The sequence below is a fragment of the Acidianus manzaensis genome (assembly GCF_002116695.1).
Lineage (GTDB): Archaea > Thermoproteota > Thermoprotei_A > Sulfolobales > Sulfolobaceae > Acidianus > Acidianus manzaensis.
The window spans coordinates 1,943,214-1,965,950 of the sequence record NZ_CP020477.1 but is presented as its reverse complement, the minus strand read 5'-3'; the positions used below and the strand labels follow the sequence as shown (position 1 = coordinate 1,965,950).

Genomic DNA, 22,737 nt, shown 5'->3' with positions numbered 1-22,737 from the left:
CTTCTTGTTTATCATTTATGTTTAGATGAAAAGTCTCAAAAGATATTTGAGTTCACTACATTTTTAAATTGGCTTTAGATTATACTCACTTATGAAAATATTTGTAGCGTCCGCATGGCCTTATGTAGAAACGGTTCCACATTTAGGTAATTTAGTAGGTTCTGTTTTATCGGCAGATGTATTTGCTAGATATGCTAGATTAAAATATGGTAAAGAAAATGTACTTTTTGTAAGCGGTAGTGATGAACATGGAACACCTATTGAAATAGAAGCTATAAAAAGAAAAATAAATCCTAGGGAGTTGACGGATCAAGCTCACGAATATGTTAAAAAGTTATTCCTTGAAGTATGGAATATAAGTTATGATAATTATACAAGGACAGAATCTGATGTTCATAAGGAGTTCGTGAAAGATTTCTTGCTGGGAATACAGAAATATATTCATACTGAAGAGGAGGAAATGCCGTATTGTGAAAATGATAAAATATTTTTGCCTGATAGATTTATAAAAGGTACATGTCCATACTGTGGCTATGAGGATGCTAGGGGAGACCAATGCGATAAGTGTGGAAGATTATTATCTCCATCTCTTTTAATTAATCCTAGATGTGCTATATGTGGAAGTAAGCCAGTTATAAAGAAAACAAAACATTGGTTTTTTGACTTAAATTTATTCTCTGATAAATTGAAGGAATGGTTACAGAATTCTAAAGATATGCCAGATAATGTGAAGTCAGTAGCGTTAAGTTGGATTGGAGAAGGTCTAAAACCTAGAAGCCTTACTAGAGATACTTCTTGGGGAATTCCTGCTCCTTTTGAAGGTGCTGAAGGTAAAACAATTTATGTTTGGTTTGAAGCATTATTAGGCTATATTTCTGCAAGTATAGAATACTTCGAGAAATATAAAAAATTACCAGAAAACTGGAAAGAATTCTGGTTTGGAGATGAAGTAAAGAGTTATTATTTTATAGGAAAAGATAATATTCCGTTCCATGCAGTAATATTTCCAGCAATGCTTATTGCTTCAGAAGAGGGCTATCATTTACCTAATATTATATCATCTACTGAATATCTAATGTATGAAGGACAAAAATTTAGCAAAAGCAGGAGGATAGGTGTATGGATAGACGAAGCACAAGAAATAATGGATATAGATTACTGGAGATATGTTCTGATAAGATTAAGGCCAGAAGAGAAAGATACTAACTTCTTATGGAGAGAAGCTCTAAGAATAGTAAATACAGAACTTAATGATGACATAGGAAATTATATAAATAGAATTTTGAATATGATTAATAGATATTTCAACGGTCAAGTTCCTCAATTTTATGAAAATTTAGAGGACGAATACGATAAAAAATTAATAAATATAATAAAGGAAACGCCAGATAAAGTATCTCAGTTATTTGATAAGGGAAAATTAAAAGCAGGTAGCGATGAGATTTTGAAGATACCTAGAGAAGGTAACTCTTATCTAAACATAAAAGCACCATGGGATCAAATAAAGAAAGATAAACAGATTGTAGAGAATACGTTGTATATAGGTATAAATTCCATAAGAAGTTTAGCTATATTATTATATCCATTAATTCCTAAATCTGCTAATGAAATATATTCTCAAATAGGATTAAATAATTTAGAGAATGAAACATGGGATTCTGCTAAAGATTTTACAATAAAGCCTGGGCACAAAATAGGTTCAGTTTCCCCGATATTTAAGAAAATAAAAGAAGATATGGACGTTGATAAAAAATTAAATGATATAAGAAGGAGTTTGGAAAAAATTAGGCCTCCTCTGCTAAGATAGGCTTTTCCATTGCTTTCTGAATATTTTTCTCTTCTTCTTTTTCCTCTATTTCGACGTAACTTGTTACTGGCTCAAATTTTCTTCCTCCTCCTTCATAGAATTTGCTAAACATTTCGTAGAAGTGCAATCTCATATCCTGAATGAATACTATTAATCCTTCTAATGCAATTGCTAGCAAGTTTCCTAGCGCTATTATTATACCAGCTATAATTACTCCAGCGGCGTATGGAATTCCTTTACTATAAAGTACTAGAAGCCCCATGTAAGAGAAAGCATACAATAAATAATAGTGGGCTAATGCAAATACTAAAATTCTTATGAAAGATATTGTATTAGAAAGTAATAGAATTCCAGCTTCAAATCCTCCTTCTATAAATCCCATACCAATTGCTGCTCCTATTCCTACATCTCCATGTCTTTTTAATAATATAATTTTACTTATCCAATTATATATTAATCCTAATTCTACCCATAGCACTAAAATATAAGCTAAAGCTAATGTAGGCGTAGACAAATTGGGAGGAATAGTAAATATGTTAGTTAGTATTCCTCCTAGTAAATTCTCTACTTCTCCAAAATAATTGCTTATATTTATAACACCGTATCCAAATATGATTAAAGGTACAGTATATAAGATTAATAAAGGTAATTTTTCATATAGTAAGAATTCTGTATCTTTCTTCTTTATTGCATTAATAATTCCTAATAAAGAGCTTACGAATAAAGCTATGGCTCCTAATAAGATAGAGAGAATCATTGCATCCTCTATTTCAGTAGATAATATAGAGTAATGTCCAAATGGTATGATATATTTTAATGCATTGCTTACACTAACTGGTACTGGCCAAACATTATATAATGGACCTACTGGATATGAATCGTTATTAAAAACTTCTCTAGGTCCTCCAACTAGTACCGGACCAAAGAATTCTCTAGCTAATAGCCCAGTTACCATTGCTACTATGCTAGAATATATTAGTACTAAGCTAAGATTTTTTGTATTCTCGCTTCCTTTCTTTACTCCATATTTATAGAACCATATAGCAAAAATGAAGACTACTAATGCGTTTCCGAAATCAGGAAACATCAAACCGAATAGTAAAGGGAAAGTGAATATTAGAAATACTATTGGAGAAATCTCCCAATATGATGGCGTACCGTATAATTCCACTACAGATTCTACTGCTTTTAATCTCTTTGGTAATGATATTAGAGTTGGAGGTTGTTCTTTTTCTCCATACCTCCTAGGTAATGTAGAAATTACTGTAGCATACTTTTCTAGCATTGACTTAAGCTTATTAACTTGTTTTTCTGGCACATAACCTTGTATTTGTACATAAAAATTAGAGAACCTAGCCCTACTTAGTATTGTTAATCCATCTCTTATGGTTAGTAGTCTACCGTAGATTTCTTTTAATTCGTTTTCATTCTTTTTTAAGTCTGATCTTAAGCCTCCTCTAGCTTCTTCAAGTGCTTTCTGTAAATTTTGTAGTTTTTGAGTAAGATCTTTATAAACATCAAAAGGAGATTTTCCTTCAGCTGTCTCGAAAATTCTTGCTCCTATTTCTCTTTCTATATCTTCTTTTTTGATTTGATTTTTCAAAGCTATTATAATTACTGCATATTTATTTTCATTAACTTTCTGATACGAAATAAAGGCATTTAATCTTTTTATTTTTTCTATTTGTGAAGAGTTGGCAGTAATTAAATAGACATCAAATAATTTTAGATTATATAATTTGTTTAAATCGACTGTGATGTCTTTAAATGGTTCTATTTCTTTTAGTTGTAAAGTATATAATTCTATTTCACTTCTAATTTTACCTATCTCTTCTAGAAGATCCTTGTATTTATCTTCTATATTTGCAGATTCTCTGGAAGCTTCATCTGATGCTTCTAACCAATTTGTTATTTTCATATTGCCTTTTGGTTCAAGTACAATGCTACCTAAATCCATAATAATTTTGAGTTTTGTTAAATGTTCTTGTATTTCTCCCAATTTTCTTCTATATTCTTCAAATCTGTTAGATGATATTGGTTGGTCTGGTTCTGTAGGTTCTAAATTTCCAAATTTTAATACTTGTATTATAGTTTTATCTAGATTCTCTTTCGTAGTTATTATTTGGACCTTGGACATTGTTTCAGGCAAAATCAAAATGATCTAGATATAGAGTATCTAAAATATTTAAAATATTTAATCCACATTACAGATTGAGAAGTAATGGGAAAAATTTTGCTTTTAGGAGACAAGTATACGGTATCCCTTTTTAAATTAGTTGGTACTGAAGGCGAAGTAATAGAAGATCCTTATGTTTTAGAAAGTAAAATAAAAGAAATTAATAAAAGGCAAGATATAGATTTGGTTCTTATTACCAAAGATCTTTATGATCCAGTTAGAGAAAAGCTTGAAAGTGTTATAAGTAATCAAACAAAACCTTTAATTACTGTAATTCCTTCTCCTTATAGTGAAGCACAACCTATGGATGTAAAGAAAATGATTTTAAGAGCTTTAGGTTTTGGGTGAGAAGAAAATGGAGTTTGAAGAATTATTAGATATCGCAATTAAAAAAACTTTTGATGATATAAAAAGTAATATAGATCAAGGATTAGCAGAAGCCACTAAGATAATTAATACAAATTATAATAATTTGCTTAATCAATATACTGTTAAAATTAATGATTTGATATCTAAGAAAAAGGAACAATTAGAAGGTGAAAAAGCCAAATTGGATATAGAGAACAAGAGAAACATTTTAAACGAAGAAAATTTCTGGCTTAACAAAGTTTATGATGAAGTTAATAAAAAATTATTTATTATTACTCAATCTCAAGAATACATAAATGGTATAAAAGAGATTATAAAAAGAGAAGCTAAAGAAAATTCCAAAATCATATCTTCAAAACAAGATTTTGATAAAATAAAAAATATAATTAAGGAATTAAAAATGAGTTTAACAGTAGAAACAGAAGATAGTATGATTGGTGGAGTAAAAATTTATTATCCTGATGTTGGATTAACAAGGGATTATTCGCTTAATCTTATATTAAATCAAGTTTTTGAGTCAGAAAAACCAAATGTAGCAAAGATTCTATTTGGTGAGTAAGAATGGTCGTAGGTAGAATTGTTAGAGTAAATGGTCCTTTAGTAGTAGCAGATAATATGAAAGATTCTATGATGTATGAAGTCGTTGAAGTTGGAGATCTTAGATTAATTGGAGAAGTGACCAGAATAGAGGGAGATAGAGCATTCATTCAAGTTTATGAGGATACTAGCGGTATTAAGCCAGGAGAACCAGTTTATGGCACTGGAGCACCATTATCAGCTGAATTAGGTCCAGGATTAATCGGAAAAATATTCGATGGATTAGAAAGACCTTTAAGTGACATTGCTACAATTACAAAATCACCCTATGTACAAAGAGGAATAAAAGTTACTTCTATAGATAGAAATAAAAAATGGCATTTTACACCTAAAGTTAAAAAAGGAGATAAAGTAGAAGCTGGAGATATTTTAGGTACAGTTGAAGAAACGCCATTAGTAGAGCATAGAATTTTAGTTCCTCCAAATTATCATGGAACTATAAAAGAAATAGTGTCAGAAGGAGATTATACAGTAGAGGAAACTATAGCTACAGTAGACATGAATGGAGATGAAATAAAAATACAGATGCTACAAAAGTGGCCAGTAAGATTCCCAAGACCTTTTAAAGACAAACTAGAACCTTCAGAGCCATTATTAACTGGAGTAAGAGTTTTAGATACAATATTTCCTTTAGCTAAAGGTGGAACAGCTGCTATTCCTGGTCCATTCGGTTCAGGAAAAACTGTAACTTTGCAAAGTCTAGCAAAATGGAGTTCTGCAAAAATCGTAATATATGTAGGTTGTGGAGAAAGAGGAAATGAAATGACAGATGAGTTAAGACAGTTTCCAACATTAAAGGATCCTTGGACTGGTAAGCCATTATTAGATAGAACAATACTAGTAGCTAATACTAGTAACATGCCAGTAGCTGCTAGAGAAGCTAGTATTTATTTTGGTGTGACCTTAGGTGAGTACTTTAGAGACCAAGGTTACGACGTATTAGTAGTAGCAGATTCTACTACGAGATGGGCTGAGGCTTTAAGAGATTTAGGAGGAAGAATGGAAGAAATGCCAGCAGAAGAAGGATTCCCAAGTTATCTTCCATCAAGATTAGCAGAATACTACGAAAGAGCTGGGAGAGTGATAACATTAGGGAGCCAAGAAAGATTGGGATCTGTGACGTTAGCTTCTGCAGTCTCTCCTCCAGGTGGAGATTTTACAGAACCAGTAACTAGCAATACTTTAAGATTTGTAAGAGTATTCTGGCCATTAGATGTTTCACTAGCTCATGCTAGACACTTCCCAGCAATAAATTGGTTACAGGGATTCTCAGCTTATGTCGATTTAGTAGCTAAATGGTGGGCAACTAATGTGGATCCCTCATGGAAGGATATAAGGGAACTAATGGTAAAGACTCTAATTAGAGAAGATGAACTAAAGCAAATAGTAAGATTAGTAGGTCCAGAATCTTTAGCAGAAAAAGATAAATTAGTCCTCGAAGTTGCAAGATTAATCAAAGAAGCATTCTTAAAACAAAATGCATTTGATGATATAGATGCTTTCTCCTCTCCGCAAAAACAATTTAGAATTATGAAACTCATAGCATTATATAATCAGTTAGCTAGTGATTTGGTTCAAAAAGGAGTTCCAATTAAGAAAATTTCAGATAGTATAAAAGTTACATCAGATATTATAAGATCTAAAGCTACAATTAAAAATGATGAGCTACAAAAATACGACGAGTTAGAAAAAGTATTAAAGAATCAATTCGAAGAATTAGCAAAGCAAGTTGGTGCATAAAAATGGAACCCGTATTAAATGTAAGAGAATACTCTAATATTTCCATGATTAAAGGTCCTTTGCTAGTTGTTCAAGGCATTACTGATGCAGCTTATAATGAATTAGTAGAAATTGAGATGGAAAATGGTGAAAAAAGAAGAGGAATGGTTGTAGATTCTCAAATGGGAATAAGCATAGTTCAGGTATTTGAAGGTACAACTGGAATATCTCCTACAGGAACTACTGTGAAATTCTTAGGAAGAGGATTAGAGGTAAAGATATCAGATGAAATGTTGGGTAGAGTATTCAATCCATTAGGTGAACCATTAGATAACGGTTCACCTATAATTTCTGGAGAAAAGAGGGATATAAATGGCAATCCTATAAATCCAGCAGTTAGAGATTATCCAGAAGAATTTATTCAAACAGGTATTTCAGCAATAGATGGTCTTAATCCATTAGTTAGGGGTCAAAAATTACCGATATTTAGTGGAAGCGGTTTACCCGCTAATACTCTAGCCGCACAGATAGCTAAGCAAGCTACAGTAAGAGGAGAAGAAAGTAATTTTGCGGTAGTTTTTGGAGCTATAGGAATAAGATATGATGAAGCATTATTCTTTAGAAAATTCTTTGAAGAAACTGGAGCAATAAATAGAGTAGCGATGTTCATGACGTTGGCTAATGAACCTCCAGTAGTTAAGATATTGACACCTAAAACAGCATTAACTTTAGCCGAATATTTAGCTTTTGAAAAGGATATGCATGTATTGGCTATCCTTATAGATATGACAAACTACTGTGAATCATTAAGAGAAATTAGTGCATCAAAAGAAGAAGTTCCAGGCAGAGGAGGATATCCTGGATACATGTATACTGATTTAGCTACTATCTATGAAAGAGCTGGAAAAGTAAAAGGAAAGAAAGGATCTATAACTCAAATGCCTATATTGACAATGCCTAATGATGATATGACTCATCCAATACCTGATTTAACTGGATATATTACGGAAGGCCAAATCACGTTAGATAGGTCTTTATATAATAAGGGAATATATCCACCAATAAATGTTCTACTAAGTCTTTCAAGATTAGGAAAAGATGGAATAGGCGAAGGAAAAACAAGAGAGGATCACAGCAATGTTATGAATCAATTATTCGCTTCGTATGCTAGAGCAATAGATACTAGAGGATTAGCTGCAATAATAGGCGAAGATAGTTTGTCAGATGTTGATAAAAAGTACTTATTGTTCGGCGAAGCATTTGAAAGAAAATTCCTTAACCAAGGAGTAAATGAAAATAGAGATGTTGAGAAAACATTAGATATAGGCTGGGAAGTTTTATCTATATTACCAGAAAGTGAGCTAACCAACATAAAGTCTGCATATATACAGAAATATCTTCATAAAAGTGGTACTAAATGAGTTCAAATAAAGTATTACCAACAAAAATTAATTTAATAAAATTTAAATCAGAGTTAAAAGTTATAAGGAATATAAAAAGATTATTGGAAAATAAAAGAGAAGTTTTATTACTTTATTTACGTACATATGCAGCAGAATATGAAAAATTGTATGGAGAAGTTAATAAAGCGTTAAAAGATGCATATGATAGTTTTTTGCAAGCAGTTGCAGATGAAGGTCTTAGTAATATAGAATTGATGGCAGATAGCCAAGCTAAAACATTAAAAGTAGATAACATAATTAAAGTTATTTTTGGAGTTAAGATACCAGTAATTAATATAGATGAGAAGAGTATTCCAGAGAAGCCTTTTGGTGAAGTAGAAACTTCACCATATCTTTCCGAAGCATATGATAAAATTAGAGAAGCTTTAGTTAAGGTAATACAGCTAGTTGAATTAGAGTCTACTATAAGATCATTAGCTAATGAGCTAAGAAAAACACAGAGGATAATAAATGCAATAGACACATCTATACTTCCTTTTTATACATCTTCTGTAAAATATATTAAATCGGTTTTAGATGATAAAAATAGAGAAGAATTCGTAAGACTTAAAACAACTAGAAGAATATTACAGAGGAGGAGGTTAAGTGGAGGCTGAAAAATATATAAAAATGATAAAAACTGTATTAGATAAACAAAAAGCCGATGCTTTAGAAGCTTTAGATAAAGAATACCAAAAAATTCTTGAAAATAAGAAGAATGAGCTTGATAATATAAAGAGAAAGGCTTTAAAGGAACTATCAAAGTAATATGTGGTGGATTAAGATATGAAAAGGATAAACTATCTATTCCTTCTTCTACCTTTAGTAGTAGGTTTAGTAACATCTGCAGCTACATCACCATATTCTACAGGAGCAGGATTTGAAGGAGTAAATATAGGAGCAGGATTAGCTATAGGATTAGCAGCAATAGGTGCTGGTGTAGCAGTTGGTATGGCAGCTGCAGCTGGTGTAGGTGTATTAACTGAAAGAAGAGATATGTTCGGTACGATATTAATATTCGTAGCTATTGGAGAAGGAATAGTAGTATATGGTTTAGTATTTGCGGTATTAATGCTCTTTGCCCACGTGTAAATAAGATATAAAAATTTTTTATCTCAACCTATTTTCTTTTGCTATGCAAATTCCAAGAGAAAAATGGAAGTCGAATTTTAGTGAATGGTTCGATAGAGTTCTATCTGAAGGAGAATTTTACGATTATGGAAGATATCCTGTAAAGGGGATGGGAGTTTGGAGGCCATATGGATTCAAAATTAGACAAAATATAATAAATACTATAAGAAGATTACTCGATAATACTGGCCATGAAGAAGTTTTATTTCCTATGCTCATACCAGAAGATTTACTAAAGAGAGAAAGTGAACATATAAAAGGATTTGAAGGAGAAGTTTATTGGGTAACTAAAGGGGGAGAGGAAGATTTAGATGTAAAATTAGCATTAAGGCCTACTTCTGAAGTTGCAATTACCTATATGGAGTCATTATGGATTCAAAGTTACAAACAACTTCCAAAAAAATTCTATCAAATAGTAAGTATTTTTAGGTATGAAACAAAAGCTACCAGACCTATGATAAGATTAAGAGAAGTTACAACGTTCAAAGAAGCTCACACATTACATGAGACTTATGAAGATGCTCAACGTCAAGTTAATGAGGCTATAGAAATATATAAAAAGTTCTTTGATATTTTAGGTATTCCTTATCTGCTTTCTGAAAGACCAAAATGGGATAGGTTTGCTGGAGCAGAACATACGTATGCTTTTGACACGTTAATGCCAGATGGCAAAGCTTTGCAAATAGGTACTGTTCATCATCTTGGACAGCATTTTTCTAAAGCTTTAGATTATAAAATTCAGAAAGCTGATGGAAGTTTGGATTATCCTTATCAGACTAGTTATGGTATTTCAGATAGGGCAATTGCTGTATCCATAGCAATAAATGGTGATGATCATGGACCAGTCTTATCTCCCTCAATAGCTCCAATAAAAGTTGTAATAATACCTATACCAGTAAAAAATGACGATGATAGAAAGAAAATAGAAGATTATTGCAATAGCTTAGCTAAATTGCTTAATGATAGTGGAATAGAAACAGTAGTTGATAATAACAAAGATATTACACCTGGAGAAAAATATTATATATGGGAATTAAAGGGTGTTCCAATTAGACTAGAGATAGGTTTAAGGGAATATAATTCTGGAAATGTTACGATAAAAAGAAGAGATACTCTTACATCTAAAATTGTTAAAAAAGATGATATAGTGCAAGAAGTTAAAAATATGCTAGATTTAATGTATAACGATCTTAAAAAGAAGGCCTGGGAAGAATTTAATTCAAAAATATATTATGCTAAAACTCAAGAAGAATTAACAAAAATTATTGAAGAAAAAGGAGGAATTGTAGAAGTTCCATGGTGTGGAGATGAAGCTTGCGGGCAAAAACTTCAAGATAGTATTACTGCAAGAGTATTAGGATATCCTATAGAAGCTAAAAAGACAAATGATCCATGTATTGTATGTAAAAAACCATCTACTAATGTTCTGAGAATAGCAAAAACTTATTAGATATATTAGTCTGAATTTAAATGGGTGCTAATTTGCCTAAAAAAAGAGAGAATAGAGGCAGAAGAAAAGGAGACAAAGGACATGTTGGATATATAACATGCGATAACTGTGGAGCTAGAGTTCCAGAAGATAAAGCAATATGCGTAACAAGAATGTATACTCCAGTAGAACCTGCATTAGCAGCGGAATTAGAAAAGAAAGGAGCTATAATTCCTAGATATCCCGTTAGGAAATGCTATTGTATTAATTGTGCAATACACTTTGGTATAGTTAAAATTAGAGCTGAAAACGAAAGGAAAATACATCCCACAACATTTTAATAAAAATTTTTTATGTTATTTTACGTTTTTCTTTAATTATGAGGCTATACGAGTTATCCTTCAACGAAATTGAAGAATTCTTCTACAAACTTGCTGAAGTTAGAGATATACTAAAAGATTCTGGTTTACTTTCGTATTTACCAGAAAAAGAAGTATCAAATATAGCTAATGGTACTGTAAGAGTAAAACACGCTTTTCCAATATTCCAAAAAGGAGGAGTAATAATGGATGTTACTAACGTTAATCAAGCAAGTATAGCAGAAGATGCAGGAGCTACATCAGTTATGGTTTTAGATAAATTACCTTATGATGTAAGAAAATCAGGCGGAGTAGCAAGAATGGCTGATCCTAAGATAATAGAAGAAGTAATGAATTCTATAACAATACCAATAATGGCAAAAGTAAGAATTGGTCATTATTATGAGGCAAAATTACTAGAGGCTTTAGGAGTAGACACAATAGACGAAAGTGAAGTATTAACACCAGCTGACGAAGAACATCATATAAATAAATGGGAATTTAAGGTTCCATTTGTTAATGGGGCTAGAAATTTAGGAGAAGCGTTAAGGAGAATCACTGAGGGTGCGTCAATGATAAGAACTAAAGGTGAGCCAGGAACTGGAAACGTAAGCGAAGCAGTAAAACATATGAAGATAATAAATTCAGAAATAAACGCCTTAGCAAGTATGTCAGAAGAGGATAGAGTCAAAAAAGCTAGAGAATACCAAGTTCCTTATGAATTGGTAGAATTAACTACAAAAATAAAAAGATTACCAATAGTCAACTTTGCAGCTGGTGGAATAACTACTCCAGCTGACGCTGCATTAATGATGTGGTTAGGAGCAGATGGTGTGTTTGTAGGTTCAGGAATATTTAAGAGTCAAGATCCATCAGAAAGAGCTAAAGCTATAGTTCTTTCAGTATCTGGATGGGAATATCCAGAAGTAGTATTAGAAGCACAAAAAATGATAACTGAAGAAAAATCAATGATGGGTATTGATATTAAGACATTAAAACCAGAAGAATTATTGCAAGTGAGGGACACATGAAAGTAGGTATTTTAGCTTATCAAGGTAGTTTTGAAGAGCATGCATTACAGACTAAAAGAGCTTTATTTAATTTGAAAATTGATGGCGACGTAGTTCCAGTTAAGAAGGTTAATGAGTTAAATAGCGTAGACGGTATAATAATTCCAGGAGGAGAAAGCACTACTATTGGTATAGTAGCTCAGAAAATGGGATTATTAGAACCATTAAAAGATAAAATCTTAGAAGGTCTTCCAGTATTAGGAACTTGTGCAGGTGCAATTATGCTAGCTAAAGATGTTAGCGATGCTAAAGTTGGTAAAAAATCTCAGCCATTAATAGGTACTATGGATATCACTGTTATAAGGAATTATTATGGTAGACAAAGAGAAAGTTTTGAGGCATTAATAGACTTAAGTAAGATAGGTGGTAGTACTGCTAAAGTTGTTTTCATTAGAGCTCCAGCAATAACTAAAGTTTGGGGGAATTCAAAAGTATTATCAGAATTAAATGGTACATATACCATGGTTCAAGAAGGAAATCTACTAGCTACTACTTTTCATCCAGAATTATCTGGAACTACATTAGTCCATGAATACTTCATATCTTTAATAAAGAAATAATTTTTTAATGTACATTGTCAATTTTTTACGTAGTGGGGAAAATACTTTTGTCGAATAATAATGAGCTACTTGTTGACAAGTCTGCATTATTAGAAGGTGTTTCTAGATATATAGAAAAAGGAGTGATAAATGGTAATATTCTTATTCATAGATCATTGTTGTCTGAACTAGAAAAAGAAACTAGAGATGGATTACTTTCAGGAGAATTAGCTTTAGATGAAATTCAGAGAATAAAAGAAGTTTCTGAAAGATATTTGTTTAGTGTTGAATTTGTTGGAGAATATTCTTCAAATGTTGATCAAGCAATTAGAGAATATTGCAAAGAAAAAGGATGTACTATCGTGACTTCAGATGAAATTCAAAAACAAGTTTCTCAATTTTTAGGAATTTCTGTTATATACTTGGAGCCAAGTCAACCAGAGTTGAGTATTGAAAAGATGTTTGATGAGAATACTATGAGCGTTCACTTAAAGGAGGATACTATTCCTAAAGCAAAAAAGGGAAAGCCTGGTAGTTGGCAGTTTGTTAACTTATCTAATTCTGTTACTACTGCTGAAGATATAAAACATATAGTTTCTGAAATCATAAATTCGATACGATATGTCAAAAACTCGTTCATAGAGATAGAAAGAAAAGGTTCTACTATAGTTCAATTAGGTAACTATAGAATAGTTATTACTAGACCACCATTAAGTGATGGATGGGAGGTTACTATTACTAGACCCGTAACTAAGAAATCTTTACAAGAATATAATCTAGCAGATAAATTGATAGAGAGATTGAAAAACAGAGCTGAAGGTATTTTGATCGCAGGATCTCCAGGTATGGGTAAAACTACTTTTGCACAAGCTTTAGCTGAATATTACATGCAACTAGGTAAAATTGTTAAGACTATAGAATCACCAAGAGATATGCATTTACCTCCTGATATTACACAGTACTCTAAAAATTATGCAGAAATAGGCGAACTTCACGATATTCTATTATTAAGTAGGCCTGATTATACTGTTTACGATGAAATGAGAAATGATGATGATTTTAGATTATACATTGATTTAAGACTTGCAGGTATAGGGATGATAGGAGTTGTTCACGCTACTACTCCAATAGATGCTATTCATAGATTTTTAAGTAGGATTGATTTAGGTACTATACCAGGAATTTTAGATACTGTGATATTCATCAGTGAAGGAAGCGTAAAGAAAGTATATAGTTTAGAAATGACTGTAAAAGTTCCTCTAGGATTAAAAGAAGCTGACTTAGCTAGGCCAGTTGTCGAAATAAAAGATTTTATGACTGATACTGTAGAATACGAAATATATGTTTTCGGAGAACAGACTATGATAGTTCCTGCTACTAGGACTACATCTTCTAACACTATAGAATCTAAAATAGCTAAGACTGTTATGCAAAGTATACCTGATGCCGATGTTAAGTATGAAAATGGTGAATATATTATCAAAATACCAAAGAACGAAATAGGTAAATTTAATAGAAGATTAAATAATAAAATAAGAAAATTAGAGAAAAAGCATGGAATAAGGATTAAAATAACTTTAGGAGAGTCTAGTAATGGGGCTAGTAATGAGTCAAATAATGATAATTCAGATGAATGAATCTAAAGTTTTTGAAAATTTTGATTCTACATATCTAGTAAGATCGTCTATTGTTAATCCTTCATTTATAGTATCTTCATCTGCTACATAATTTCCTGAGCTTGTTTTTCTTAGTTTTTCAAATCTAACAAATTTAAGGAATTTGGGAAATTTAATAGCTATAAAAATTTCTCCTCCACTTTTTCTTGCAAAGTCTAAGATTCCTTCTGCTTGGTCTCTTCCAATATAAACTTTATTTTTCATTTTTCTACTTTTAACTTCTATTAGAAGGATTATTCCATTTTTTAATGCTACTATATCTGGAATAGGATCTTTTCTTTTACTTCCGCTTGCTGGTGCTCTAATTACTGCAAATCCCCTATCTCTTAATAGGGAAAGAACTTGTCTTTCTATACTGCTTGCTTTACTCTTTCTCTCATTCACAATAATAATTAAAAAATCTAAGATTTAGGTTTTCCTCTTTCAATAAGTTCTTTTAATCTTCTACCAGTTTGTTCTTCTAAGCTATTTTCTACTTCTTCCATACCTTCTTTAATTGTTGGGCTTCCTCTACCGTATTCTTCTATCCATTCTTCTGCAAATTTTCCAGATCTTATCTTTTCAGCAATCTCTAACATTCTTTTTCTAACGTCTTCGTTTATTTCATATTTACCTGATGTTAATCCTCCATACTTTGCTGTGTCAGAAACTGCTTTTAGCATTCCGCTAAACCCTTTGTCATATATAATGTCAACTATCATTTTCATTTCATTTATAGTTTCGAAATACGCTACTTCTGGTTGGTATCCTAAATCGACTAGAGTCTTAAAAGCTGATCTCATTAATTCCATAACTCCGCCAACTAATGTAGTTTGTTCGCCGAATAGATCAGTTTCTGTTTCCTCTTTAAAAGTGGTTTCTATTACACCAGCTCTCGTAGATCCTATTCCTTTTGCTATTGCTAATGCTTTTTCTTTAGCTTCTCCAGAGTAATCTTGATGAACTGCTATTAGTGATGGAACTCCGCCACCCTTTGTATAGAAATCTCTGACTGTTGGACCTGGACCTTTTGGTGCTACCATATATACGTCTACGTTCTTAGGTGGTTCAATTAATCTGTAATGAATATTAAATCCATGTGCAAATACTAGATCCATTCCCTCTTTCAAATATGGTTTAACTTTTTCTAAGTATACATATCTTTGGACCATATCTGGTACTAGGAAAATAACTATATCGGCATTCTTTACTGCTTCTTCAGTATGAACTGGCTTAAATCCATCTTTTTCAGCTTGTTTCCAAGAGTTTCCTTCTCTTTCTAGACCAACAGTAACATTTAATCCTGAATCTCTTAGATTTAATGCCCATGCTCTTCCTTGGCTTCCATATCCTAATACTGCTATTTTTTTATTCTTTATTTTATCTAAATTTGCATCTTGATCTGTGTATATTTTAGCTACCACTTTTTTCACCCCAACTATATGTAGTTACTTTAGAATATACGGGTACAAAAATCCTGATATTACCTTCGTTTTCGTCACTTGATATTTCTCCTTTTTCATTAGCATAGTATTTAACTAACTTTCCGTCTTCTAGTACTTCTACTTTTTCTATATCAACCGTTTTACTTAAGTTTAATATTGCCAATTCAGTATTTTTTACATTTCTTATGCTTAAGTAAACTTCGTATAATCCTTCATCGTTTATTTTTCTTGCAGTCATCCAGTCTATATCTACCCATAGTTTTCTGAAGTTGCTTATTATTCTCTCTAGGAATCCTGGATCTCTATAATATCCAATTACTTTAACTATTTTTTCTTGGGTCACTTACTATCACCTGTCTTAATTTTCCACCTGGAGGTAAGGTGGGTAATGCTAATTCTTGTCTATCTATAGGTAATCTAATTACTGCTGGAATATTTTCTTTAATCGCAGTCTTAATATCTTTTTCTAATTCTTCGTAACTATCTGCATTAAATCCTAATGCGCCAAATGATTCAGCATATTTTACAAAATCTGGCGATGGACCATATTCTACTCCTACTATTCTTTTTTCTTGGAATAAATCTTGTACTTGTCTTACTAATCCTAAGCTTCTATTATCGAATATTACTGATATTATAGGTATGTGCTCATCAACTGCTGTAGCCAAATTATTTCCTGTCATTAAGAACGATCCATCTCCATCTAAATCTACTACTACTTTATCTGGTCTAGCTAATTTTGCTCCCATTGCTGCTGGTAATCCAAATCCCATTGTCCCCATTCCAGTAGAAGATAAGAAAGTTCTAGGCTCTAATACCTCCCAGAATACTTCTGCCCACATCTGATGTTGACCTACACCAGTTGTTACTATGGAATCTCTGGGTATTGCTTGTCTAATTGTTTTTAATGCTTTCCAAGGCTTTATTTTACCTGGCTCGTCTGGATAATAGAATTGTGAATAATAATCTCTAAGTTCTTTTACTCTCTTCATCCATGCTGATCTATCTTTCTTGGTTCCGACTTTCATTACCGCATTTAGTAATTCTCTAGTTAGAACTTTAGCATCTCCATACATTGGTACATCTACTTTAAATGCTCTTTCAGAGTCAGTTGGATCTATATTTATCATGATGAATTTCTTTCCAGTTTCTACCATTTCGTCATATGAAGTAAACGTTCTATCGCTTAATTTAGCTCCTATAACTACCATTACGTCGGATTCTAGTGCTGCTAAAGATGCTTCGGCTCTACCATAATAGCCCATAGGCCCTAAATATAAAGGATGATCATGAGGTATTGCGGATTTACCTGGTAATGTAGATGTTATTGGACATATTAATGTTTCAGCTAGATTCAGAATTTCGGGAGTAGCTCCGGACCATACTGCACCAGTTCCTACCAAAATAATTGGTTTTTCTGCATTTACTAGTATTTCTGCTGCTTTCTTTAGTTTAATTGGATCTATTTCTGTTTTAAATGGTTTATATCCTTTTACTAAAGGTTTTTCTGGCCATTGTACATCGTCCAATTTGTCAATTTGTACGTCTCTTGGAATATCTACTACAACTGGACCTGGTCTTCCAGTAGTAGCAATATAAAATGCATTCTTTATCCATAATGGAATTTCTTGAACTTGTTTTAATTGTACTACATATTTTGAAACATCTTTAAATATACCTGGAGTATCAGATTCTTGGAAAGCCATTTTTCCTATTACAGCTCTATTAACTTGACCTGTTATTGCTACTATTGGAGAACTATCCCAATAAGCAGTTATGAATCCAGTAACTAAGTTTGTTGCTCCAGGTCCAGATGTAGCAGTTACTACTCCAGGAAATCCAGTAACTCTTGCGAAACCATCAGCTGCATGTGCTGCTGCCTGTTCATGTCTCATTAATACGTGTCTTATTTCTTGATTTTCTATTTCGTAATATAGTTCATCATAAAATGGCATGTTATATAATCCTGGTATTCCGAAGATTGTTTTTACTCCTTCTCTTTTTAAAGCTTCTACTATAATTCTAGCTCCATTTGGCATTTTTTATCACCAAAATTTTTATTGTATAAACTATTTTTCTCATTAACTTGATTTGCGTAGAATTTAGGTAACTTAGTCGATTTGGAGGGTACAGTCACCTATCATCTTTTTTCCCGACTAACCAAATAGTAGAGAGTGTTTTTAAGCATTATTGTTAATATATACATTTACAAACTGAAACTTTTTAATTGTTTAAAAAGTTAAAGTTGTCTAAAATTAAAAACATTTCATTCTATAAGGAAAAGTATTTCTTTATGATTTTTTATATCTTTCCACATTTCTATGCAGTTTATATTCCCAAGATATAGCCATACATTACCGAAGTGGCTTCTTCTATCATCTATAAACATAATCTCTTCTGGTTTTACTTTAATTCCTTTTTTTCTTAATTCATTGTATATTTCTGATATCATTATAAACTTATACGGGAAGTCTCTTGAAATTATGATATCAAAATAGTTATAAAGGTTTAATATTTTGAGTATTTTTTCAGTTTTATCTGGAAAATTCCATGTTGCTAAGCCTAAAATTATTCCTTTATCTTTAAGTTCATGTAAAGTATTTCTAACTTCTGGAAATACTTTAAGTTTTCTTCCTTTATAATCTTCAATTTCATTTTCATTTATTATCTTTATAGGATCTTGAAATTCAGAAATATTATAGTGATCCCATAAAGTTTTGTCTGCGTCAAATATTACTAACTTTATTTTCATTATTATTGTCTAAAGGTGGAAGGGTAAAATAAGTTATCTTTCCTTCGTGATAATCTCTTATTAATTGTCTAGCAGCTTCTTCTATTATTGGTTCTTTATCTTTTTTATAGAACCATCCTCTCTTAATTGCAATTTTTTTAAGTAAATCTAGTCCATCAGTAAAATCTGTTTTGTATGCTGATATTAGTGAATTCTTGTCAAACTGTAATATTCTAGATATTAATAATAGTGCTGCTTTTACTGGATCTTCTAATTTTTCTACTGGATAACCTCTAATTATTCTTTCCAGCTGGCTTCCATCTGGGGGTATTATTCCTGGCGTGTCCCATGCATAAATTTTGCTATCTATTCTGAATTTTTGTACTGTTTTTGTATACCCATAAGACATTGGGTGTGCGGATGTAGAAGCTGAATGTTTTCCTTTTAAAGCGTTTATAATAGAGGATTTTCCAGTTTTTGGATATCCTATAAAGCATACAACTCCTTCGTTTCCCTTTAGTTTTTCTCTAATGTAATGCCTTAGTATTCTAGTTCCCATGTGATTTGTTGCTGAAATATATACTGCAGCTAATCCTTCTTTCCTGAAATAATTTGTCCATTTTTCTATTACATCTCTTGGAACTAAATCTCCTTTATTTATCACTAAAATTAATCCTTTGTTTAATTTTTCTATGTAATTTTCTATTTTATGTGATCTAGTTAAATCTGGTTCTCTTGAGTCTATTACTTCTAGCACTACATCAGATTTTCTTATAACATTAAGTACATTCGTCAGCATTCATTTTATTTTCTTAATACATAATTATATATTCATGCCTAATGGTAAGCTAGCTATATTTGACGAGGGCAGTATTCAAGGAACTATTGAATATTCCTCAATGTTAAAATCTACTAGACTTAATGCAGAAAATAGAGAACTAAAATATCCTTTCTATGCTGAAAAGAAGCCAATGAGAGCATATATTCTTTTGATAACAGAAAGTAAAGATAATTCTATAAAATGGCGCCTATGGTTAAACAATTTTTCTTTAACGAAAGAATTCAAGCCAAATTATAGTATTCGTTATGGAAATAATTTTATAAATCTACATCTATTTGATATAACCCCTTTAGTTATAGCAGGAAAGAACGAGTTTATTGTTAGTCATGCATCAATAGAAGGAATATCAGTTCAAGTAGTAAATTCAGTGCTAATGTATGATGCACCAGAAATTAATACTGAATATAATCTAGAAAGCGGTATACTTTTAATTAAGCCCTTAGAAAAAATAGATTTTAACTGCATACAAAAGAAAAATTATATAATAGTAAGAAATCCTAACAAGTCAAAGTTAAAAATAATGAATAGTGAAGGGGTAATAAACGAAATAGGTGATAGTCAAGACAGTGATGAGATAGAAGCAGAAGGAAACGTGAGTATATTTCATGATTCTTCCCAAAAGAATCCTGCTTTTGTTTATCTTCATTATTCTGTAAGAAGTATTTCACCTAAAATTGATGTAAATGTTGAGGCTAAAACGAATAGTAACGAAGTTATAATTTCTTTAGAAAACATAAGTGAGATAGAGTTAGATAAATTAATCGTTAATGCAATGTTAAATGGAATAACTGTAAATTTCAAAACGTTTAATAATATTAAGGTTGGAGATAAAATAGAATATTCTTTTAATATACCTAAAAAAGGCAATTTGCATTTAAGGATTGTTGGGATTAAAAGTGGTTTAAGAAAAGTTTTAGACAAGGATGTAAATTGGTAAACTTCCTATTATAAACGCTATCATGCCTAAAAAAGCAGATACTTTTAAGAATCCTCTAGCGTATCCTCCTCCTTTGCTTGTTGTTTCGCTTAGTATGGCTCTTAAAGTAAAATAGAAAAATGGAATTAATATTATAATATAGAATACATTAAAACCTAATAAAAGAGGTAAAGGTGAAATTATCAGCATACTAATTAAAACAATTCTTGATATTTTCCATGCATTTTTAATTCCTAATGTTGTAGCCAATGTCTTTACGTTGTATGTTTTATCTCCTTCATAATCTTCTATGCCTTTTACGAATTCTCTACCTAATGTTAAAAGGAAAGAATATACAGTAGGTATGATAACTCTTTCTAACCAACTCCCTTGAAAAAACGCTACTCCACCATAAAATATTGAAAAAGCAGTTGTTAATGCTACCACTAAGTTACCTGGTAATCCCTGTCTTTTAAGAGATTTTGCATAATAGAATAAAAGGACTGCAGTTATCAAAGCTATTAAAAACTGTATATAGCCTAAAAATATTGATAGAAATACTCCTATAATCATAGTTGCGTAAGACAATATTACAGCATTTTTTAGTTTTATCTTTCCAGATGGTAATGGTCTATCTGGTTTATTGATTTTATCAATTTCTATATCATACACATCATTAATTGCATATCCACCTGCTGCAACTAATGCAACTATCAGTATTGAAAGAATAATCGATTTTATGTCAAATCTCCATTCTGATGCAACAACATAGCCTGTAAAATCTCCTAAAGCAGCCCCAACAACATTGTGTATCCTTACTAATTTTAAATATGAACTCACGATAGCGTTAAATGTGTATAAGGAAATAAATTTTTATTATGGAAACAGACCTAGAGATAGCAGAAAAATATTTTAAAAAATATCTTTCTGTTGGAGAAATTATAGCAGTTAGAGATTTAAAAGCTCTAGGAGTTAAAGAGCCTGAGAAAGTTATAGCAGAGCTTATGGAAAAAGGAGTAATAGAAAAAGGAGAAGGATGTTATAACCTAGTGAGGAGTAAAAAGTAAAGAATGAAAATCAAATTCTTTATCTGCATTTATTGTTCTATCCTTAAATAATCTAGCAAAGTGAATCCAAAACCACCAGCTTTTCTCTAGTGTTAAAGTCAAATAATATTGTCTAATTATCTCTTTGGACAATTTCGAAAAAGTCTTTTCGTAATTATTTGTACTTAAGAGTTCGGCTATTCCGAATATTCCTCCGCCAGTAAATGTTTTTATTAATCCTGTTCTATCTCCTATGCTTTTAACTTCCGTTCTTATAGGTTTAGTTCTTGGAATACTTCCTCCATGTATTTCTATTCTTCTTTTATCCAGTTTTGGTAAAAATAATTCTGGACTTGAATATGCTAGAGAGCCTACTAATGTTCTAGTTGGCAACGGAACTATCCATGAAAAACCTCCTTTATTTTTTGAATTTATGTAAACTATAATTTTATCTTCTTGTATCGGTTCCTTAACTTCCTCCAGTGCTTTAATCCATTTAGCTTTACCTTTCCATCCAGACGCATCTATTACCTCGCCGGAATATTTAGTATCATTTACTATTACTTCATTTCGATTCTTTATTATGGCATTTACTGGTCTTATTACGTTTAAATTCGAATCAAGCCATTTTTCTAGACTTACTCTGTCTAATCTTATAACATTGGTTTTGATATATACAGAATATTTATTATCAACAATGATTTCTATTTCCTTAAATTTGCCTTCTATGAATTCTTTTGAAATGCCAAGTTTTTCAAAAGTAGAATAACTTATAATTCCAGTACACTTTTTGCCTGGAAATCTTTTTCTATCAAAAATTATTACTTCATTATCTTTATTCTTATAGCCTGTTAATAATCCAGCTAGTCCTCCTCCTACGATTAAAAGTCTGATGATCTATCAGCCTCATTCATAATATATCTTTTTGCTTTTAATTCTTCTACTATATACATAAAAGCTTTTTTAGGGTCAGAATGAGGTCCACAAGAGTAAACATCAACTGTTGCAAAATCATATTCCGGCCAGGTATGAATTGTAATATGACTTTCTAAAATTATAGCTACAACACTAGCTCCTTCTCCAATCTTCCAGGCTTTAATATCAAGGAGAGTCATATTTCCAATTTTTGCAGCATTAGTAACTATTCTCTTTAAATCTTCTATGTTCTTTAAAGTGTTTTCATCACAGTTATAGAGATTTCCATAGACTTGCTTTCCGACTACTTTAGGAAATATTTCTTGCTTTACCCCCATCATATTTACCCCCCTTTATATACCCCCTCTTCTTTTTATTTAAAATTAACCTAAAAGAGAAGCCTTTATAAACCCTTATTTATAGTAGTCGAATTATAATAAATATTTATTTTGGCTTAATAATTCATTGTAACTATTAATGAAGCTTAGTAACTAACTTAATGCTCTAAATAATTTTTTAACGTCAGAAATTATTATTATTATTAAAGATC

The 22,737-nt window shown here is 31.4% G+C and carries 25 protein-coding genes; 15 read left to right on the top strand and 10 right to left on the bottom strand.

The features are described 5' to 3' along the window. Positions 1 to 91: 91 nt before the first annotated feature. Positions 92 to 1,807, top strand: a complete 1,716-nt coding sequence (gene metG, locus B6F84_RS10010; protein WP_148692109.1) for a methionine--tRNA ligase — start codon at positions 92 to 94, stop codon at positions 1,805 to 1,807. On the opposite strand, the gene B6F84_RS10005 is transcribed toward metG, so the two are convergent. After that, complete coding sequence (locus B6F84_RS10005) at positions 1,785 to 3,962, bottom strand: V-type ATP synthase subunit I (RefSeq protein ID WP_187152678.1); 2,178 nt, start codon at positions 3,960 to 3,962, stop codon at positions 1,785 to 1,787. The genes metG and B6F84_RS10005 overlap by 23 nt on opposite strands. A gap of 66 nt (positions 3,963 to 4,028) precedes the next feature. Here B6F84_RS10005 and B6F84_RS10000 point away from each other — a divergent pair, with 66 nt between their 5' ends. From B6F84_RS10000 to B6F84_RS09945, 12 genes are read left to right on the top strand one after another with little or no spacing between them, the layout of a single operon-like run. Continuing rightward, positions 4,029 to 4,331, top strand: a complete 303-nt coding sequence (locus tag B6F84_RS10000; protein WP_148692108.1) for a V-type ATP synthase subunit F — start codon at positions 4,029 to 4,031, stop codon at positions 4,329 to 4,331. Between the two features lie 7 nt (positions 4,332 to 4,338). Continuing rightward, a complete protein-coding gene (locus B6F84_RS09995) occupies positions 4,339 to 4,911 on the top strand; it encodes a V-type ATP synthase subunit E (protein ID WP_148692107.1) in 573 nt (190 codons plus the stop codon). Positions 4,912 to 4,913: 2 nt separating this feature from the next. Continuing rightward, entirely contained in the window at positions 4,914 to 6,689 is a 1,776-nt protein-coding gene (locus B6F84_RS09990; protein ID WP_148692106.1) for an ATP synthase subunit A, read from the top strand. Between the two features lie 2 nt (positions 6,690 to 6,691). Continuing rightward, the gene (locus tag B6F84_RS09985; protein WP_148692105.1) at positions 6,692 to 8,089 is read left to right on the top strand and encodes a V-type ATP synthase subunit B; all 1,398 of its coding nucleotides are present in this window, start codon (positions 6,692 to 6,694) and stop codon (positions 8,087 to 8,089) included. Continuing rightward, positions 8,086 to 8,727 carry a V-type ATP synthase subunit D gene (locus B6F84_RS09980; protein WP_148692104.1) on the top strand — a complete coding sequence of 214 codons (642 nt, stop codon included), beginning with the start codon at positions 8,086 to 8,088 and terminating at the stop codon, positions 8,725 to 8,727. Before B6F84_RS09985 ends, B6F84_RS09980 begins: the two co-directional genes overlap by 4 nt. Further along, positions 8,717 to 8,878 carry a hypothetical protein gene (locus tag B6F84_RS09975; protein ID WP_148692103.1) on the top strand — a complete coding sequence of 54 codons (162 nt, stop codon included), beginning with the start codon at positions 8,717 to 8,719 and terminating at the stop codon, positions 8,876 to 8,878. The genes B6F84_RS09980 and B6F84_RS09975 overlap by 11 nt, the downstream gene beginning before the upstream one ends. 18 nt (positions 8,879 to 8,896) lie before the next feature. Next, entirely contained in the window at positions 8,897 to 9,202 is a 306-nt protein-coding gene (locus tag B6F84_RS09970; protein ID WP_148692102.1) for an ATP synthase subunit c family protein, read from the top strand. 43 nt (positions 9,203 to 9,245) lie between these two features. Further along, a complete protein-coding gene (proS, locus tag B6F84_RS09965; RefSeq protein WP_148692101.1) occupies positions 9,246 to 10,691 on the top strand; it encodes a proline--tRNA ligase in 1,446 nt (481 codons plus the stop codon). 32 nt (positions 10,692 to 10,723) lie between these two features. Continuing rightward, entirely contained in the window at positions 10,724 to 11,011 is a 288-nt protein-coding gene (locus B6F84_RS09960) for a 30S ribosomal protein S26e (RefSeq protein WP_148692100.1), read from the top strand. A gap of 38 nt (positions 11,012 to 11,049) precedes the next feature. Further along, entirely contained in the window at positions 11,050 to 12,060 is a 1,011-nt protein-coding gene (gene pdxS, locus B6F84_RS09955; protein WP_148692099.1) for a pyridoxal 5'-phosphate synthase lyase subunit PdxS, read from the top strand. Continuing rightward, entirely contained in the window at positions 12,057 to 12,659 is a 603-nt protein-coding gene (gene pdxT / locus B6F84_RS09950; RefSeq protein WP_148692098.1) for a pyridoxal 5'-phosphate synthase glutaminase subunit PdxT, read from the top strand. Before pdxS ends, pdxT begins: the two co-directional genes overlap by 4 nt. Before the next feature lie 47 nt (positions 12,660 to 12,706). Next, positions 12,707 to 14,275, top strand: a complete 1,569-nt coding sequence (locus tag B6F84_RS09945; RefSeq protein ID WP_148692097.1) for a holliday junction branch migration ATPase PINA — start codon at positions 12,707 to 12,709, stop codon at positions 14,273 to 14,275. Here B6F84_RS09945 and hjc read toward each other — a convergent pair. The 6 genes from hjc to B6F84_RS09915 all read right to left on the bottom strand — a co-directional run bounded on the left by hjc (position 14,264) and on the right by B6F84_RS09915 (position 19,268). Next, complete coding sequence (hjc, locus tag B6F84_RS09940; protein WP_148692096.1) at positions 14,264 to 14,698, bottom strand: Holliday junction resolvase Hjc; 435 nt, start codon at positions 14,696 to 14,698, stop codon at positions 14,264 to 14,266. The two genes, B6F84_RS09945 and hjc, sit on opposite strands and share 12 nt — an antisense overlap. Positions 14,699 to 14,715: 17 nt before the next feature. Next, positions 14,716 to 15,726, bottom strand: coding sequence for a ketol-acid reductoisomerase (gene ilvC, locus B6F84_RS09935; protein ID WP_420807158.1), 1,011 nt, complete (start codon positions 15,724 to 15,726; stop codon positions 14,716 to 14,718). Beyond that, positions 15,707 to 16,081 carry an ACT domain-containing protein gene (locus tag B6F84_RS09930; RefSeq protein ID WP_148692094.1) on the bottom strand — a complete coding sequence of 125 codons (375 nt, stop codon included), beginning with the start codon at positions 16,079 to 16,081 and terminating at the stop codon, positions 15,707 to 15,709. The genes ilvC and B6F84_RS09930 overlap by 20 nt, the downstream gene beginning before the upstream one ends. Then, on the bottom strand, positions 16,059 to 17,777 hold the full coding sequence (locus B6F84_RS09925) for an acetolactate synthase large subunit (protein ID WP_148692093.1): 1,719 nt from the start codon (positions 17,775 to 17,777) through the stop codon (positions 16,059 to 16,061). The genes B6F84_RS09930 and B6F84_RS09925 overlap by 23 nt, the downstream gene beginning before the upstream one ends. A 227-nt stretch (positions 17,778 to 18,004) precedes the next feature. Further along, the gene (locus B6F84_RS09920; protein WP_148692092.1) at positions 18,005 to 18,490 is read right to left on the bottom strand and encodes a magnesium-dependent phosphatase-1; all 486 of its coding nucleotides are present in this window, start codon (positions 18,488 to 18,490) and stop codon (positions 18,005 to 18,007) included. Then, the gene (locus B6F84_RS09915) at positions 18,465 to 19,268 is read right to left on the bottom strand and encodes a GTPase (RefSeq protein WP_148692091.1); all 804 of its coding nucleotides are present in this window, start codon (positions 19,266 to 19,268) and stop codon (positions 18,465 to 18,467) included. The genes B6F84_RS09920 and B6F84_RS09915 overlap by 26 nt, the downstream gene beginning before the upstream one ends. A gap of 34 nt (positions 19,269 to 19,302) precedes the next feature. Here B6F84_RS09915 and B6F84_RS09910 point away from each other — a divergent pair, with 34 nt between their 5' ends. Next, a complete protein-coding gene (locus tag B6F84_RS09910) occupies positions 19,303 to 20,247 on the top strand; it encodes a hypothetical protein (protein WP_148692090.1) in 945 nt (314 codons plus the stop codon). Here B6F84_RS09910 and B6F84_RS09905 read toward each other — a convergent pair. Next, the gene (locus B6F84_RS09905) at positions 20,224 to 21,066 is read right to left on the bottom strand and encodes a UbiA family prenyltransferase (RefSeq protein ID WP_148692089.1); all 843 of its coding nucleotides are present in this window, start codon (positions 21,064 to 21,066) and stop codon (positions 20,224 to 20,226) included. The genes B6F84_RS09910 and B6F84_RS09905 overlap by 24 nt on opposite strands. 38 nt (positions 21,067 to 21,104) lie before the next feature. Here B6F84_RS09905 and B6F84_RS09900 point away from each other — a divergent pair, with 38 nt between their 5' ends. Further along, positions 21,105 to 21,293, top strand: coding sequence for a PolB1-binding protein PBP2 family protein (locus B6F84_RS09900; protein ID WP_187152677.1), 189 nt, complete (start codon positions 21,105 to 21,107; stop codon positions 21,291 to 21,293). Here the strand turns inward: B6F84_RS09900 and B6F84_RS14100 are convergent. After that, a complete protein-coding gene (locus B6F84_RS14100) occupies positions 21,273 to 21,665 on the bottom strand; it encodes a hypothetical protein (protein ID WP_236748943.1) in 393 nt (130 codons plus the stop codon). The genes B6F84_RS09900 and B6F84_RS14100 overlap by 21 nt on opposite strands. 488 nt (positions 21,666 to 22,153) lie before the next feature. Next, on the bottom strand, positions 22,154 to 22,528 hold the full coding sequence (gene speD, locus B6F84_RS09890; protein ID WP_187152676.1) for an adenosylmethionine decarboxylase: 375 nt from the start codon (positions 22,526 to 22,528) through the stop codon (positions 22,154 to 22,156). Positions 22,529 to 22,737: the final 209 nt, after the last annotated feature.

Excerpts from the sequence above, each read along its gene's own strand:
- B6F84_RS09990 (WP_148692106.1), top strand. The coding sequence starts at position 4,914 with ATGGTCGTAGGTAGAATTGTTAGAGTAAATGGTCCTTTAGTAGTAGCA.
- B6F84_RS09915 (WP_148692091.1), bottom strand. The coding sequence starts at position 19,268 with ATGCTGACGAATGTACTTAATGTTATAAGAAAATCTGATGTAGTGCTA.
- B6F84_RS09900 (WP_187152677.1), top strand. The coding sequence starts at position 21,105 with ATGGAAACAGACCTAGAGATAGCAGAAAAATATTTTAAAAAATATCTT.
- B6F84_RS09980 (WP_148692104.1), top strand. The coding sequence starts at position 8,086 with ATGAGTTCAAATAAAGTATTACCAACAAAAATTAATTTAATAAAATTT.
- proS (WP_148692101.1), top strand. The coding sequence starts at position 9,246 with ATGCAAATTCCAAGAGAAAAATGGAAGTCGAATTTTAGTGAATGGTTC.
- pdxT (WP_148692098.1), top strand. The coding sequence starts at position 12,057 with ATGAAAGTAGGTATTTTAGCTTATCAAGGTAGTTTTGAAGAGCATGCA.
- pdxS (WP_148692099.1), top strand. The coding sequence starts at position 11,050 with ATGAGGCTATACGAGTTATCCTTCAACGAAATTGAAGAATTCTTCTAC.
- speD (WP_187152676.1), bottom strand. The coding sequence starts at position 22,528 with ATGATGGGGGTAAAGCAAGAAATATTTCCTAAAGTAGTCGGAAAGCAA.
- B6F84_RS09985 (WP_148692105.1), top strand. The coding sequence starts at position 6,692 with ATGGAACCCGTATTAAATGTAAGAGAATACTCTAATATTTCCATGATT.
- B6F84_RS09910 (WP_148692090.1), top strand. The coding sequence starts at position 19,303 with ATGCCTAATGGTAAGCTAGCTATATTTGACGAGGGCAGTATTCAAGGA.
- B6F84_RS09920 (WP_148692092.1), bottom strand. The coding sequence starts at position 18,490 with ATGAAAATAAAGTTAGTAATATTTGACGCAGACAAAACTTTATGGGAT.
- B6F84_RS09925 (WP_148692093.1), bottom strand. The coding sequence starts at position 17,777 with ATGCCAAATGGAGCTAGAATTATAGTAGAAGCTTTAAAAAGAGAAGGA.
- B6F84_RS09970 (WP_148692102.1), top strand. The coding sequence starts at position 8,897 with ATGAAAAGGATAAACTATCTATTCCTTCTTCTACCTTTAGTAGTAGGT.
- B6F84_RS09995 (WP_148692107.1), top strand. The coding sequence starts at position 4,339 with ATGGAGTTTGAAGAATTATTAGATATCGCAATTAAAAAAACTTTTGAT.
- metG (WP_148692109.1), top strand. The coding sequence starts at position 92 with ATGAAAATATTTGTAGCGTCCGCATGGCCTTATGTAGAAACGGTTCCA.
- B6F84_RS10000 (WP_148692108.1), top strand. The coding sequence starts at position 4,029 with ATGGGAAAAATTTTGCTTTTAGGAGACAAGTATACGGTATCCCTTTTT.